Below are 15,163 nucleotides of genomic sequence, written 5' to 3'. Positions count from 1 at the left end.
ACAGTGATGTGCGTGGCACCGGTATGGCGTTGTCGGCGGACTGCGTGGTGTCGTTCTGGGCGTCGGGCGGTGGGTCTTCGTGGTGCCGAGACGGGCGTCGTGGGGTGGCCTGTGGGTGGGTGCGCCTACTCTCGTAGCACCTCGCTTCCTCTCCCCCGGGACTCTTCGTGTCAGGACGGTTCTCTCCCCAGCCCCCGCGGCCCACGCGTACGACCGTGCGCGGTGGGCATGTGGGGGTGCCCGTCGGAGTGCCGCGGCAGGTCTCGGCGGCCGGGCGGGTGCGGAACTGGGTGCCGGAGGGGCCGCTCGAACTCGGTCTGGTGCTCGGACCCCTCCGACGTGGGCCGGGTGATCCGACGTTCCGCGCGATGCCGGACGGGTCCGTGTGGCGGGCGAGTCTCACCCCCGCCGGGCCGGGGACGCTGCGTGTCGCCGCGGTGGGCGGTGCGGTGCGCGGGGAGGCCTGGGGGCCGGGCGCGGAGTGGCTGTTGGACCGGTTGCCGGAGTTGCTCGGGGCCTCGGACACGCCGGAGGCGTTCGTGCCCCGGCATCGCGTGGTGGCGACGGCCCGGCATCGGCGGCCGGGGCTCAGGCTGACGCGGACCGGGCTGGTCCTGGAGTCGTTGATCCCCTCAGTGCTGGAGCAGAAGGTCACCACCGACGAGGCGTATCGGGCGTGGCGCCTGCTGGTGCGCAAGTTCGGGGAGCCGGCGCCGGGGCCTGCGGCGGACGGACGGCTCTGGGTGATGCCGGCGCCCCGGACGTGGGCGCTGATCCCGTCCTGGGAGTGGCATCGGGCGGGCGTCGACGACAAGCGGGCGTCGACGATTCTGCGGGCCGTGCGGGTCGCCGGGCGGATGGAGGAGGCGGTGGGGATGGCTCCGGCCGAGGCTCAGGCTCGGCTGGAGGTCGTGCCGGGGATCGGGCCGTGGACGTCGGCGGAGACCGTGCAGCGCAGTCATGGGGCGGCGGATGCGGTGACCGTGGGGGATCTGCATCTGCCGGGGATCGTCGGGTGGGCGTTGGCGGGGGATCGGGACGCCGATGATTCCGTGATGCTGGAGTTGTTGGAGCCGTATGCGGGGCAGCGGCATCGGGCGGCTCGGTTGATCCTGTTGAGCGGGCGGGTGCCGGCTCGGCGGGTGCCGAAGATGCCTCGGTGGGACATCGGGAAGTTCTGAGGGGTCGCTTGTGAGGAGCCGCTTGTGAGGGGCCCCTCAGCTCGGGTAGGGGTCGGGGCGGAGGGTTTCGCCCCCGCCGCCCCTGCCCGTTCCCATCCTCACCAGGGGCGCTGCCCCTTCGGCCCCGCCAAGGGGCTCCGCCCCCTGGACCCCCGTGTCGGCCTGGACGGCCTCGTCCTCAATCGCCGGACGGGCTGGAAGGCCACTGGAGGCTACTGGTCCGACGAGAAGCGGACCGCGCCCGCCGGGATTCTCGCGTCGCACCACACCCGCGCGCCGTCGCGCAGTTCGTTGTCGGGGCCGACGATCGCGCCGTCGCCGATGACCGTGCCCGTGAGCACGGAGCGTTCGCCCACCCGGGCCCGGGTGCCGATGAGGGAGTCGGTGATGACGGCGCCCGGTTCGATGACGGCGCCGGGGAGGATCGTCGAGCCGAAGACCCTCGCGCCCTCCGCCACGAACGCGCCCTCGCCCACCACCGTGCCGCCCGTCAGCTTGGCGTCGGGGGCGACCCTGGCCGTCGGGAGGACCAGCCGGTCGCCGCAGCGGCCGGGGACCGCGGGGGACGGGGCCCGGCCGAGGACCAGGTCCGCCGAGCCCCGCACGAAGGCCGCCGGGGTGCCCAGGTCCAGCCAGTACGTCGAGTCGACCATGCCCTGCAGGTGGGCTCCGGCCGCGAGGAGATCGGGGAACGTCTCCCGCTCCACGGACACCGGGCGGCCCTGCGGGATCGTGTCGATGACCGAGCGGCGGAAGACGTACGCCCCCGCGTTGATCTGGTCGGTGACGATCTCCTCGGGGGTCTGCGGCTTCTCCAGGAAGGCCAGGACTTTGCCCGTCCCGTCGGTGGGGACCAGGCCGTAGGCCCTCGGGTCCGTCACCTTCGTCAGGTGCAGGGAGACGTCCGCCGCCGTCGCCTCGTGGGTGGCCACCAGCCTTCTGATGTCCAGGCCGGTGAGGATGTCGCCGTTGAAGATCAGAACCGGCTCGTCGGGACCCGAGTGCAGACGGGACGCGACGTTGCGGATCGCGCCGCCCGTGCCCAGGGGCTCGTCCTCGGTCACGTACTCGATGTGCAGGCCCAGTGCCGAGCCGTCGCCGAAGTACGGTTCGAAGACCTCCGCCAGATAGCTCGTCGCCAGGACTATGTGGTCCACGCCCGCCGCTCTCGCCCGCGCCAGTTGATGCGTGAGGAACGGCACCCCCGCCGCCCTGACCATGGGTTTGGGCGTGTGCACCGTGAGAGGCCGCAACCGGGTTCCCTTGCCGCCGACCAGGAGGATCGCTTCTGTCACCGTCGTCTCTGCTTCCTGCCGGGACCGGCCGAACTGTCATTCGACCGGCCAGTGTATGCAGACCGTTGTGTGGCGACTTCCAGGCCGTTGGTGTTCCGTCCCAGTCCCAGGAGACTGTCCCCCCGACGGCTGCTGAATGTGCCCCCATCTGAAATAGCGCTCCGGCCGTCCGGGGGCGTGCGGCCTCCGGGGCCTCCCCAGGCCCCGGGGCTCCCGAACTGATCGCTCCCCTCAGCGCCCCTGGAAGCGCGCCGCGGTCGAGCGGGCCGAGCCGAGCTTGCCGTAGAGCTGCCTGCCCGGGCATTCCGTGGCGAACCCGTCCCGGTGACCCGAGATCACATTCAGTCGTACGTTCTTTCCTTTTCCGTAGAGATTGCCACCTCCGGACTTCAGGTATGTCTTTCCTTTCGGATTCGCCCCGAAGAGGCCGAGCTTCCATGCCGTCAGACGCGCGACGGCGTCGACCGTGGCGGTGGTCGGCTTGGCGGAGGTGAACGTGCCGAGGACGGCGATCCCCATGCTGTTGTTGTTGAAACCGAGGGTGTGGGCGCCGAGGACCGGCTTCGCCACTCCCCCGGCGCGACCCTCGTAGATCTTCCCGCACTTGTCGACGAGGAAGTTGTAGCCGATGTCGCGCCAGCCCATGCTCTTCACGTGGTAGCGGTAGATACCACGGATGACGGACGGGGCCTGTGAGCACTTGTAGCTGTTGCCCGACGCCGTGTGGTGCACGAACGCGGCCTTGACCTTCGTCGTGTAGCGGAAGCCGCTCTCGCGCAGCTTCTCGTCGGCGCCCCAGCCGCGACGCGTGACGATGCTCGGCCGCGGGCCGATGTACGGCTTCGCCCGCTGGGCCGACGTCAACTCCGCCCCGCGCAGGGCGAGGAGTTCGCGTTCGGTGCCCAACCGGTCCAGGGCGGGGATCTCCGTGGCGCCCAGCGGGGCGAGGGGGGCGTTGGCGGCGGAGGCCGCGGCCACTTCGGCGGTCATGGCCGTCATGGCGGTCATGCCCGCGGGCTCGGCCCCATCGGCTCCCTCGGCCTCCTCCGCCTCCTCCGCCTCCTCGGCCTCCTCGGCCTCCTCCGCCCCTTCAGCCTCCTCAGCCGAGCCGGCCTCCTCAACCGAGTCGGCCTCCGGGGCCTCCGCCGGGTCGGACCCGGTGGCCGGTGTCCGGCTGCGCGGGGGGCCGGCGGGGGCGTGCTCGGGGGGCGCCGTGCCCGGGTCGACCAGTTCCAGGCGCAGGCCGGAGGGGAGCAGGGCGGCGGTCGAGAGGGTGCCGGTGTCCCGGGACGTCTCTTCCGCACGGCGTTCGGTGTCCGGATGGACCCGGATCTCGACGCCGTCGGAGTCACCGACCCACAGCGGGGCCGTGGCGCCGCGGACCCGGCCCGAGGCGCTCTCGGGGGTGCCGGGGTCGGCGCCGTGGTCGGCGTTGTGGGTCTCGACGTCCTGCCAGCCGGACCAGGTGCCGGTGCCGGACGTGCGGGTACGGACCTGGACGCGGCCGTGGAGTTCGGCGGCCGGGTCGTCCCAGATGACGCCGAGGAGGGAGAACTGGCGTACGTCCCGGCGGAGCAGCCCCTGGTCGGTGGCGGCGCCACCCAGGGCCCGGTCGCGGGTGAGAGCGGTGAGGGGCAGCGACTGGGTGCTGCCCGGGAGGTCGGGAAGAGCGGGCAGGTCGGGCAGATCGGGAAGACCTGGAAGACCTGGGTGAGTCGGTCGGTCGGGGAGGGATAGGGATGAGGTGACGGGGGTGTCGGGGCTCGTGGCCCTGGCCGTCCCGGTGGCCGCGGTCTCCGCGGCCGACGCCGGTCGCGCCGTCGCCGCGTTGGCGGGCGGCGTCAGCGGGAGGGCGAGTGCCGCCGCGCAGGTGACACCGATCGAGGTAGCAAGCAATCCGCGCATGCCAACGATCCTGAACATATCCATACATTTCTGCCATCGGGGAATTGACGGGCCGTCGGGCGCGTTCCGCCGAACCGGTGGCTCCGGGAAGGTCCGGCGACCGGTACGGCGCCGCGTGCGGCGCGTACGCTTGCGCGGGTGACTGCCACCGATCGCACCCCGGCCGACCTGCTGCGTTCCGCGCTGGCCGCGGACCCCGCACGCCCCTTGGTGACCTTCTACGACGACGCCACGGGCGAGCGGGTCGAATTGTCCGTGGCCACCTTCGCCAACTGGGTGGCCAAAACCGCCAACCTGCTCCAGGACGGGCTGTCCGCCGAGCCCGGCGACCGGGTCGCGCTGCTGCTGCCCGCGCACTGGCAGACGGCGGTCTGGCTGCTGGCGTGTTCGTCGGTGGGCGTCGTCGCGGACGTGGCCGGGGACCCGGCGCGGGCGGACTTCGTCGTCGCCGGGCCCGGGTCGTTCGAGGCGGGGCTGGCGTGCCGGGGCGAGCGGTACGCGCTGTCGCTGGCGCCGCTCGGGCGACGGTTCGTGCCGGGCCCGCCCGAGGGGTATGACGACTACGCCGTGAACGTCCCGACCTTCGGGGACCGTTTCGTGCCGTACGTTCCCGTCGACCCCGAGGAGCCCGCGCTGATCGTGGCCGGGGCCGAGTACACCGGGGCCGAGGTCGTGGAGCGGGCGCGGGCGGAGGCGGCGGGGCTGGGACTGACGGGGCCCGGTTCCCGGCTGCTGTCGGGGCTGGCCTACGACACGTGGGAGGGGCTCAGCGCCGGGCTGTACGCGCCGCTGGCGAGCGGGGGGTCCGTGGTGCTCTGCCGGAACCTGGCGGAGGCCGGCGAGGAGGCGGTGGCCAAGCGGGTCGAGAGTGAGCGGGTGACCGCGACCGCGCGGTAGCCCCTCCGGGCGAGCGGGAGGGTCGGTACGGGCGTCGGTGTCGGCCTCGCCAGGGGCTGCCTCCCCCGGGCCCCCGCTTCGGCCCTGATGGGGCCTCGTCTCGAACGCCGGACGGGCTGGATGTCCGAACCCCCGCTTGCGTATCCCCCGCCGCCTCACCCGTTCGGCCCATCCCCGCCCCGCCTCGGGGCCTGCTTCGCGGCATCGTCGTAAGGGCAGCTCTACACGCTCGTACGGCCGAAGCCGGCCCGGAGGCGGGAGGGGTGGATCGGACGTGAAGCAAGCGGCGGGTTCCGGTGGGCCCCTGGGGCCGGGGGTGGGGGCGTCCGCCGACGGGCGGGGGCTCATACGGCGGCGCCGGCGGCGGTGGGTGCGGTACGGGGCGGCGGTGGTGGGGGTGGTCGCGCTGGGGATCGGGGTCGCGGGGTGGGTCGTCTACGCGAAGCTGGACGGGAACATCACGCCCGACGACGCCGCCGCGGCGGAGCTGGAACGGTATGCGAGGGAGCGGCCGACCTCGTTGGTGAAGGACGCGCAGAACATCCTGCTCATAGGGTCCGATTCGCGGTCGGGGGACGAGAACCGGAAGTACGGGCGGGACTCCGGGACCGAGCGGTCGGACACGACGATCCTGCTGCATCTGGCGGCCGGGCGGCGCAGCGCCACCGCCGTCTCGCTCCCGCGCGATCTGATGGTGGACGTGCCGGGCTGTCTGCGGCCGGACGGGAAGCGGACCGAGCCGATGTTCGCGATGTTCAACTACGCCTTCCAGACCGGGGGTTCGGCCTGCACGATCCGGACGGTGGAGAAGCTGACGGGTGTGCGCATCGACCATCACATGGTCGTCGACTTCAGTGGGTTCAAGGACATGGTCGACGCCGTGGACGGGGTCGAGGTGTGCCTCAAGGAGCCGATCGACGACAAGGCCGCCAAGCTGCGGCTGCCCGCCGGGAGGGTCACGCTCGACGGGGAGCAGGCGCTCGGGTACGTGCGGGCCCGCAAGTCCCTCGGGAACGGCAGTGACACCGACCGGATGGACCGGCAGCAGCGGTTCCTCGGGGCGCTCGTCAACAAGGTGCAGAGCAATGACGTCCTGCTGAACCCGGTGAAGCTGTATCCGCTGCTGGACGCGGCCACGTCCTCGCTCACCACCGACCCGGATCTGGCGAGTCTGCGCGGACTGTACGAACTCGTGCGCGGCCTTCGGGACATTCCCACCGAACATGTGCAATTCCTGACCGTTCCACGGGAGTCGTACGTCTACAACGCCAATCGCGACCAACTTGTGGAGCCGGAGGCGGAGAAACTCTTCGAACGACTGCGGACGGACGCGCCGGTGGTGGTTTCTCAGGAAATTCCCACGAACTCCGCCCCTGCGGAGTCGGGCGACCACGGTCCGTCCGGGTTCGGGGTGGCGGGACCTGCGGCTTCCGGGGCGGTTTCACCCACTCCGCCGGCTCCCACGTTCCGCGGGAACACGGCAGCCGAGGACGGCTGCGGGTAAAGCGCTTGCCAAGCCGACCCCTTACGGCGAACACAAGTTCAAAGAAATAGGGCGGATTGCCCGCTTGTAGGGGCGTGGAATTTGTCACGGCCGTCGCTCGCCGCCGAATCGGGCGGATAGTGTGAGCGATCCGGTGCCCCCGGCCACGAGGTCCTTCCTGGGGTCGCGCACCGAGTGACCGAGACCCGAGCGCCTGGAGGGGGAAAGGCGCCGCGTGGCCCCGACGGAGGATTCAGACAACCGTGGACGCGCAAGGCCGTGGGCGGGCGGACAACATCGACCCCGCAGACCAGTGGGTGCTCAATCCGAACACCGGCGAATACGAACTGCGACTGACTCCTTCCGCACCGCAATCGGCGGTGCCCGGGCCTCGCAGATCCGACTCCGGTCGGACCGGCGGAGGCGAGGGCAAAGGAGACTCGGCGCGCGGCCGTAAGGCGGCGCAGGGCCGAGGGGCGCCGTCGTCGTCGCCCGAGAAGGCGCCGGACCCGGAGGTGCCTTCGCCGCGCCGTCGCCGGGGCACGCCGCCGGAGGATCCCGCGGCGAACCGGCGTGGCCGCCGGCCGGTGAAGAAGAAGTCGAAGGCGAAGAAGATACTGCTGTGGACCGGCGGGATCATGGCCTTCGTCCTGGTGGGTACGGCCGGTGCGGCCTACCTCTATCTGGAGCACCTCAACGACAACATCACGTCCGTCTCCGACGACGGCGCGAGCACCGGTGGGTTCAGCAAGGACAAGGCGATCAACCTGCTGGTGATCGGCACCGACAAGCGCACCGGTTCGGGCAACGAGGGCTACGGCGACTCCGGCAGCGTGGGTCACGCGGACACCACGATCCTGCTGCACGTCTCCAAGGACCGGACGAACGCGACCGCGCTCAGCATCCCCCGCGACCTGATCGTGGACGTCCCGGACTGCGAGACCAAGCAGGAGGACGGCTCCACCAAGGTCATCAAGGGCACGGACAACGTCCGCTTCAACACCAGTCTCGGGCAGGACGACCGCACGCCGAGCTGCACCGTGCGCACGGTCACCGAGCTGACCGGGATCCAGGCGGACAACTTCATGGTGGCCGACTTCAACGCGGTCAAGACGCTGACCACGGCGGTCGGCGGCGTCGAGGTGTGCCTGGCGAAGGACATCGACGACGAGGACTCGCATCTGAAGCTGTCGAAGGGCACCCACACCATCGAGGGCGAGGAGGCGCTGGCCTTCGTGCGCACCCGGCACTCCGTCGGCTTCGGCGGCGACCTGAGCCGGATCGAGCTCCAGCAGCAGTTCCTCAGTGCGCTGATGCGCAAGCTGAAGTCGAACGACACGCTCAGCAGCCCGACCAAGATGATCAAGCTGGCGGAGGCGGGCACCAAGGCGCTGACCGTCGACTCCCAGCTGGACACCATCGACAAGCTGAAGGACCTGGGTCTGGAGCTGGGCAAGCTCAACGTGAAGAACCTGACCTTCACCACCGTGCCGGTGGTCGACAACCCGGCCGAGAAGGTCGCGGCCACGGTCGTCGTGAACACCTCGACGGCGCCCACCGTCTTCCAGATGATCAAGGACGACGTCTCCTTCACCGAGGTGAAGGAACAGGCGGCGGCCTCGAAGAACGCGGCTTCCGCGGCCGCGGCGGCCCGCCTCAAGGGCACCCAGTCCGCCGCCTCCGCGGTGCGGGTGCAGGTCATGAACGGCGGCGCTCCGGCCGGCAGCGCACAGGAAACTCTTAACTGGCTGCAGAATGATGAGGGCGTGACGAAGTCCGAGAACGCGGGCAACGCGCCCGCGGAACTGAGCAAGACGACGCTCGAGTACGCGCCCGACCAGGCCGACCAGGCACGCAAGCTCGCCGCCATCATGGGGCTGCCCGGTACCGCGCTGAAGCCGGGCGAGAGTGTCGAGAACTCCCAGGGTCTGCCGACGATGACGCTGACGCTGGGCAAGGACTTCAAGGGCGCGGGCGTCTCGCTCACAGCTCCGACCACCGTGCCGGACACGGTCCAGAAGTCCACGGCGGACAAGGTCGAGTGCGCCAAGTAGGTAACCCTTCGGGCCCGTCGTGCGTCTGACTTGACGCGGGACGGGCCCGTGTCAGGCGCACGGCGGGGAGGGGCAGGGGAATTGGCGGGGAGCAGTGGGGTGCGGAGGGAGGTTCCCGCGGTCGAGGACACGGTGTCCCCGGCGGCGCGGGAACAACAGGACGAGACCGCGTCCGAGGGGGGTGACAGAGCCGGCGGCGGCCGCGGCGCGAGCCGGAACACGGATCGCAGACGCCGACGTCGACGCGCGTTGCGCTGGTCGGCGACGGTGCTCGCGGTGGTCATACTCGGCGGCGCGGGGGCCGGATACCTCTACTACGAACATCTCAACGCGAACATCAAGAGCGACGACCTGAACATCGGCGACGCCAAGGACCGGGCGGCCGACACGGAGGCCAACTCGGCCGGACAGACGGCGCTGAACGTCCTGCTGATCGGCTCGGACGCCCGTGACACCGCGGAGAACCAGAAGCTCGGCGGCGCCAAGGACACCTTCGACGGTCCCCCGCTCGCGGACGTCCAGATGCTGCTGCACATATCGGCGGACCGCAGCAACATGTCGGTGGTGAGCATGCCGCGCGACACGCTGCTGGACATCCCCAAGTGCACGGACCCCGACGACGGGACCACGTACGGGGCGCTGACCGACGAGATGACGAACGTGTCGCTCGGTCGCGGCGGCCCGGGCTGCACGGTGGCCACCTGGGAGAAGCTCACCGACATCCACATCGACCACTTCATGATGATCGACTTCTCCGGTGTGGTGTCGATGGCGGACGCGATCGGTGGCGTCCCGGTCTGCGTGGACGCCAACGTCTACTCGCACACCAGCACCGGCAAGGGCTCCGGTCTGAAGCTGGAGGAGGGCACGCACGCCGTCAAGGGCAAGCAGGCCCTCCAGTGGCTGCGCACCCGTTACGGCTTCGAGGACGACACCGATCTGGCCCGCGCCAAGGCGCAGCACATGTACATGAACTCGATGGTCCGCGAGCTGCGCGCCAACGCCAAGCTGACCAACCCCAACAAGCTGCGCAAGCTCGCCGAGGCGGCCACGAAGGCGATCACCGTCGACGACGGCCTCGACACCATCACGAAGATGTACGACCTGGCGGGCGAGTTGCAGAAGGTGCCCACCGAGCGCATCACGATGACGACGATGCCGAACCGGTACCAGGGCAGCCGGGTGGTGCCCACGGACGACGCCAAGCAGCTGTTCCGTCTGGTGCGCGACGACATCGCCCTGGACGGCAAGGACGCGAAGAAGGTCACCGCGAGTCCGTCGCCGACGGTCACGGACCCGGCCGCGGCGGCCGGCGACATCGCGGTGCAGGTGCAGAACGGGACGTCCACGAGCACGCTGGCGGCGGTCCGCGGGCGGGCGACGGCGGTGAAGGAGCTGCTGACGGGCAAGGGCTTCGGCGAGGCCGTCGCGGACACCTCCAGGGCCACGGCCGTGGCGGCCACGGTGGTCCGCTACCCGAGCGCCGATCTGGAGGGCGACGCCGAGGCGGTCGCCAAGGCCCTCGGCATCCCGACGGGTCAGGTGAAGAAGTCCGACGAGGTCTCCGGGGTCACCGTGGTCGTGGGCGCGGACTGGCGGTCGGGGACGGCGTACAAGGCGCCGGTGAAGGACGACACGACGCCGGACACGGCCGGGGCGATCAACGCGTCCGACACCAGCCAGTGCATGCACGTGGACCCGAACTACACCTGGTAGCCCGGGTCCACGGGTGCGTCGAGGGCGCGCTCCGGAGTCGTTCCGTGAGCGCGCCCTCGCCCGGCTCAGCGCGCGTCGGTGAGGACCGCGGGGCGCCGCGACGCGATGACCTTCCGGGCCAGCGCCTTCGGACTGGTCAGGAAGCCGAAGCCCCACGACATGTGCATGGTGGCGAGGGCCACGGGGATCTGGAGCCGTGCCTTCAGCGGCAGCCCCTTGCCGGCCGGCAGCGACCCGGCGGCGATCGCCGCGAGGTAGCCGCCCGGGATCAGGAAGCCCAGCGGGGTGAGCGCGGCGCCCACGACGATCCCGGCGGCTATCGCGCACACCGCGGTGGGCGGCGCGAGGTAGCGCAGGTTGATGGAGCCCTCGTGATAGCGGGCGACGACGTGCCGCCAACGGCCGTAGTCCTTGTACTGCTTGGCGAGCGCCTTGACGCTGGGCCGCGGCCGGTACGACACCTTGAGCTCGGGCGAGAACCAGATGAGCCCGCCGGCCTCCCTGATCCGGAAGTTCAGCTCCCAGTCCTGGGCGCGGATGAACTCCTCGTTGTAGCCGCCCTGTTGCTCCAGCGCCGCGCGCCGGAAGACGCCGAGGTACACGGTCTCCGCGGGGCCGGCCTGCCCTCCCGTGTGGAAGGCGGCGTTGCCGACCCCGATCTTCGAGGTCATGGCCGCGGCCACCGCGTGCTCCCAGTCGTTCTCGCCCTCGGCGTGCATGATCCCGCCGACGTTCTGCGCGCCGGTCTCCTCCAGGAGCCGTACGGCGGTCGCGATGTAGTTCGGGGAGAGCATGCCGTGCCCGTCGACGCGGACGACGATCGGATGGCGGGATGCCTTGATCGCGGCGTTGAGCGCGGCGGGGGTACGCCCGGTGGGATTGGGGACCGTCTGTACGCGCTTGCTCTGGGAGGCCGTCTCGGCGACGAGCTCGGCCGCGATCTCTTCCGTACGGTCCTTGGACGGACCGATGGCGATCACGACCTCCATCTCGCCGTCGTACTCCTGCGCGAGGATCGCTTGGACGGCTCCGCGCAGATGCCGCTCCTCGTCGAGGACGGGCATGATGACGGACACTGCGGGGAGCCGCACGTCGGGCTTGGCGTTCATAGGGGGCTCACGTTACCGCGAACGGGGGACAGGGCCCGCCCCGCCGGGTGCGCTGCACCGGTCGGCAGATCGTATGGGCCTACCGTTCCAACGGCCACCACCGCCCACGGCCGCCGCCCGGAGGTGCCCCATGCCCCCCACACCGTCCCGGTCCCCGCGTCGCCCCCGCCCGCCGCGTCGTCCATCCCGCCGTCCCGTCCGACGCGGGCGCCCCCGCTGGGCCATGCGGGCGACGACCACGCTCTCGGTGGTGCTGCTCGCCGCCGCCGGGATCGGTCACTCGGTGGTCGCCGGCCTCGACGCGGGCATCACCCGGGTCGATCCCTTCAAGGACATGAAGAACCGTCCGCGAGCCGGCCACGGCATGAACGTCCTGCTGGTCGGCACCGACGGCCGCGACGACATCACGGAGACGGAGCGCCGCCGCTACCGCCTGGGCGGGACCCCCTGTCACTGCACCGACACGATCATGATCGTGCACATCTCGGACGACCGTGAGCGGGCCAGCGTCGTCAGCATCCCGCGCGACTCCTACGCCGAGACTCCGCCGCACACCGACCAGGTCACCGGCAAGGAGCACAGCGGCCACCCGATCAAGATCAACTCGGCGTACGCGGAGGGCGGGCCGCAGCTCACCGTCCGCACGGTCGAGAACATGACCCACGTGAAGATCGACCACTACCTGGAGGTCGACTTCACCAGCTTCATGAAGACGGTGGACGTCCTGGACGGCGTGCGGATCTGCACGGCGGAGCCCCTGAAGGACACCTACACGGGTCTGGACCTGGCGCCGGGCGCACACACGCTCAAGGGCGGCCAGGCCCTCCAGTACGTCCGCTCGCGGCACACGGACGCCTCCTCCGACCTGGGCAGGATGAAGCGCCAGCAGCGCTTCCTGGCGGCCCTGGTGGACCGGGCCACCTCCTCCGGGGTGCTGCTGAACCCGCTGAAGTTCCGGGACGTGACACGGGCGGTGCTCGGCTCCGTACGGGCCGACCGGGGCTTCGGCACGGACGAGCTCCTCGACCTCGGCCGGGCGATGCGCACCTTCTCCCCTTCCTCCTCCGAGTTCACGACCGTCCCCATCGGCCGGCTGGGATACTTCGTGAAAGGACTCGGCTCGACGCTGAAGTGGGACCAGGAGAAGGCGCAGCGCCTCTTCCGGGCCCTGCGCGACGACGAGCCCCTCGCCGCCGCGGGAGCCCGGCCGCGCGGCGACAAGGCCACGCGCGTGGACGTGGCCCCGCAGCAGATCCGCGTCCAGGTCGAGAACGGCACCCGCACGGCGGGGCTCGGCAAGCGGGTGGACGCGGCGCTGGCGGCGACGGGCTTCCGTACGACCCGGCAGCCGGTCAGCGCGGCCGCCCCCTCGACCCGACGCACGGTCGTCGCCTACGACCCGCGCTGGGACCGTTCCGCGAAGTCCCTCGCGACGGCGCTGCCGGGCAGTGAACTGCGGGCCGTGAAGGGCCTCGGAGCGACGCTGAAGGTCATCGCGGGGACGGACTTCCACGAGGTCCGCAAGGTGCGGGCGGCGCAGGTGGAGCAAGGGGAGTTCGGCGTGGTGCGGGGGGACGAGGTGGGCTGTTCCTAGGCGGATGTGCGTTTCTGGTGCGAAACGTACGGAACGGAGCCGTCCGCCCGATGGCGCGGGGCACGTGGGAGGCGTACGACGGAAGGGCACGCACGGGGCCCGCCCGGGGCCCCCTCACCCTCCAGGAGGAGCCATGACCCAGCCCGGAACGATGACCGCCATGAGCAAGGAGATGCAGGACTGCGTCGAGGCGTGCATGGCCTGCCACAGCGTGTGCGAGGAGACCATGAGCTCCTGCATGCAGATGGGCGGCCAGGCCCAGATGCAGATCATGCGCGCGCTCATGGACTGCTCCGAGACGACCCGCATGTGCGCCGACATGATGATGCGGCGCTCGCCCATGTCGGCCGAGATGTGCGCCATGTGCGCCAAGGCCTGCGACATGTGCGCCGAGGCGTGTATGGCCATGCCGGACGATCCGCAGATGATGCGCTGCGCCGAGTCCTGTCGTCGCTGCGCCGAGATGTGCCGCACGATGGCGGGCGCCACCATGTGACCGCCGCCCGAACGAGCTCAGGGGCACCCTGTACGGGTGCCCCTGGCTGACGCGGCCGTGCCGCCGGCCGGCTCAGTTGCCCGAGACGGTGACCTTCTCGTCGTTCTTCAGCTGGCTGACCAGCGTCTTCACCTTCGCCTTGTCCCAGACGAGGTTGCTGCCGCTGGAACCGGAGATCGGCATGTTCATCGACTTGCCGTCGCCGCTGTTGACGCCCTTCATCGCGAAGAACATCGACCCCAGGTCGTACAGGCCCATGTCCTTGTCGACGATCAGGGTGTCCAGGCCCGCGCTCATGGTCGGGTAGAGCTTGAAGGGGTTGAGGACCGTGCCCGGGGTGGCCACCTGGTTGGCCAGGGCCGCGAGGAACTTCTGCTGGTTCTTCGTACGGTCCAGGTCGGAGCCCGCGAGCGCGTACCGGGTGCGGACGAACGCGAGGGCCTCCTCGCCGTTCAGGGTCTGCTTGCCCTTCTTGAAGTCGGCGCCCGACTTGGTGTCCTTGATGTCCTGCGGGATGTCGATCTCGACGCCGCCGACCGAGTCCACGATGTTCGCGAAGCCGGCGAAGCCGATCTCCACGTAGTGGTCGATGCGCAGGCCGGTGTTGAACTCGACCGTGCGCACCAGCAGCTCCGGCCCGTCCTCGGCGTACGCCGCGTTGAGCTTCACGTGCCGGCCGGTGCCCTTGTAGGTCTTGCCGGACTCGGAGCCCACGAAGGACGGGACCTCCACGTCGGAGTCGCGCGGCAGCGAGATCAGCGTGTCGCCGTTGGAGCCGGTGTGCAGGATCATCATCGAGTCCGTGCGCTTGCCCTCGGCGGAACCGGTGTGCAGTTCCTTCTTCTCCTCGGCGGACATGCCCTCACGGCTGTCGGAGCCGACGATCAGGTAGTTCGTGCCCTCGCCCGCCTCGGGCCGGTCGATGACCTTCGACAGGTCGACCTCGCGGTTCAGCTTGCCGTCGGCCCAGAAGTACGTGCCCACCGACGTCACGACCAGCACCGTCAGGACGGTGATCGCCGTCCACTTGATGCGGCGGCGCCAGTTCGGCGCGGGACGCGGGGCGCGGGTGTCGTAGCCCCCCGGCCCGCCGGAGTCGTCGCCGCCCCCGTAGACCTGGCCCGAGCTGTAGCCGCTGTCGTAGCCGGTGTTCTGGGCGTTCGTGTAGTCGCCGTATCCCTGACCGTTGACGTACGACGGCTGCGGCGGGACCCCGGCGCCCTGCGGCGGCGCGGCCGGGCCGCGGCGGACCTGCCGCATGACACGCGGGCTCTCGGGCTGCGCGTTCGCGCTGCCGCCGCCGTACCGGTTGCCGCGGTCACTGTCGGACCGCCCCTCGGGCCAATCGTTCATGCGGACCAGTGTGCAGGGCAGTGCTGTGTGCCTTACAAGGGCCGTCGGAGAATCAGGGCCCCGCTGTTGCCAAGCTGACA

The 15,163-nt window shown here is 70.8% G+C and carries 11 protein-coding genes; 7 read left to right on the top strand and 4 right to left on the bottom strand.

Annotated features, from left to right (window positions below; translation table 11 throughout):
• The first annotated feature begins 167 nt into the window (after positions 1–167).
• Positions 168–1,181, top strand: a complete 1,014-nt coding sequence (locus tag ACIRPU_RS28100) for a DNA-3-methyladenine glycosylase family protein (protein ID WP_403872097.1) — start codon at positions 168–170, stop codon at positions 1,179–1,181.
• A 212-nt stretch (positions 1,182–1,393) separates the two neighbouring features.
• Here the strand turns inward: ACIRPU_RS28100 and ACIRPU_RS28095 are convergent, their stop codons facing one another.
• Together ACIRPU_RS28095 and ACIRPU_RS28090 are read right to left on the bottom strand one after the other, a co-directional pair.
• A complete protein-coding gene (locus tag ACIRPU_RS28095) occupies positions 1,394–2,476 on the bottom strand; it encodes a sugar phosphate nucleotidyltransferase (protein ID WP_403872095.1) in 1,083 nt (360 codons plus the stop codon).
• Between the two features lie 231 nt (positions 2,477–2,707).
• Positions 2,708–4,381 carry a peptidoglycan recognition protein gene (locus ACIRPU_RS28090; protein WP_403872093.1) on the bottom strand — a complete coding sequence of 558 codons (1,674 nt, stop codon included), beginning with the start codon at positions 4,379–4,381 and terminating at the stop codon, positions 2,708–2,710.
• Between the two features lie 138 nt (positions 4,382–4,519).
• On the opposite strand from ACIRPU_RS28090, the gene ACIRPU_RS28085 reads away from it, so the two are divergent.
• The 4 genes from ACIRPU_RS28085 to ACIRPU_RS28070 all read left to right on the top strand — a co-directional run bounded on the left by ACIRPU_RS28085 (position 4,520) and on the right by ACIRPU_RS28070 (position 10,531).
• On the top strand, positions 4,520–5,278 hold the full coding sequence (locus ACIRPU_RS28085) for a TIGR03089 family protein (RefSeq protein ID WP_403872091.1): 759 nt from the start codon (positions 4,520–4,522) through the stop codon (positions 5,276–5,278).
• A 274-nt stretch (positions 5,279–5,552) separates the two neighbouring features.
• Positions 5,553–6,782: an LCP family protein gene (locus ACIRPU_RS28080; protein ID WP_403872089.1), complete on the top strand. Its 1,230-nt coding sequence runs from the start codon at positions 5,553–5,555 to the stop codon at positions 6,780–6,782.
• Positions 6,783–7,024: 242 nt separating this feature from the next.
• A complete protein-coding gene (locus ACIRPU_RS28075; RefSeq protein ID WP_403872085.1) occupies positions 7,025–8,815 on the top strand; it encodes an LCP family protein in 1,791 nt (596 codons plus the stop codon).
• A gap of 132 nt (positions 8,816–8,947) precedes the next feature.
• Entirely contained in the window at positions 8,948–10,531 is a 1,584-nt protein-coding gene (locus ACIRPU_RS28070; protein ID WP_403872140.1) for an LCP family protein, read from the top strand.
• A gap of 65 nt (positions 10,532–10,596) precedes the next feature.
• Here the strand turns inward: ACIRPU_RS28070 and ACIRPU_RS28065 are convergent, their stop codons facing one another.
• Positions 10,597–11,640 (bottom strand): glycosyltransferase family 2 protein, encoded by a 1,044-nt coding sequence (locus tag ACIRPU_RS28065; RefSeq protein ID WP_403872083.1) that lies wholly within the window; start codon positions 11,638–11,640, stop codon positions 10,597–10,599.
• Positions 11,641–11,863: 223 nt separating this feature from the next.
• Between ACIRPU_RS28065 and ACIRPU_RS28060 the strand changes: the two genes are divergently transcribed.
• The gene (locus ACIRPU_RS28060; protein WP_403872081.1) at positions 11,864–13,234 is read left to right on the top strand and encodes an LCP family protein; all 1,371 of its coding nucleotides are present in this window, start codon (positions 11,864–11,866) and stop codon (positions 13,232–13,234) included.
• A gap of 133 nt (positions 13,235–13,367) precedes the next feature.
• On the top strand, positions 13,368–13,730 hold the full coding sequence (locus ACIRPU_RS28055) for a four-helix bundle copper-binding protein (RefSeq protein WP_355704530.1): 363 nt from the start codon (positions 13,368–13,370) through the stop codon (positions 13,728–13,730).
• A 72-nt stretch (positions 13,731–13,802) separates the two neighbouring features.
• Here the strand turns inward: ACIRPU_RS28055 and ACIRPU_RS28050 are convergent, their stop codons facing one another.
• The gene (locus ACIRPU_RS28050) at positions 13,803–15,083 is read right to left on the bottom strand and encodes an LCP family protein (RefSeq protein WP_355704529.1); all 1,281 of its coding nucleotides are present in this window, start codon (positions 15,081–15,083) and stop codon (positions 13,803–13,805) included.
• Between the last annotated feature and the right edge of the window lie 80 nt (positions 15,084–15,163).

The organism is Streptomyces sp. NPDC102259 (assembly GCF_044766465.1).
GTDB lineage: Bacteria > Actinomycetota > Actinomycetes > Streptomycetales > Streptomycetaceae > Streptomyces.
This window is presented reverse-complemented; position numbering and strand designations above follow the sequence as displayed.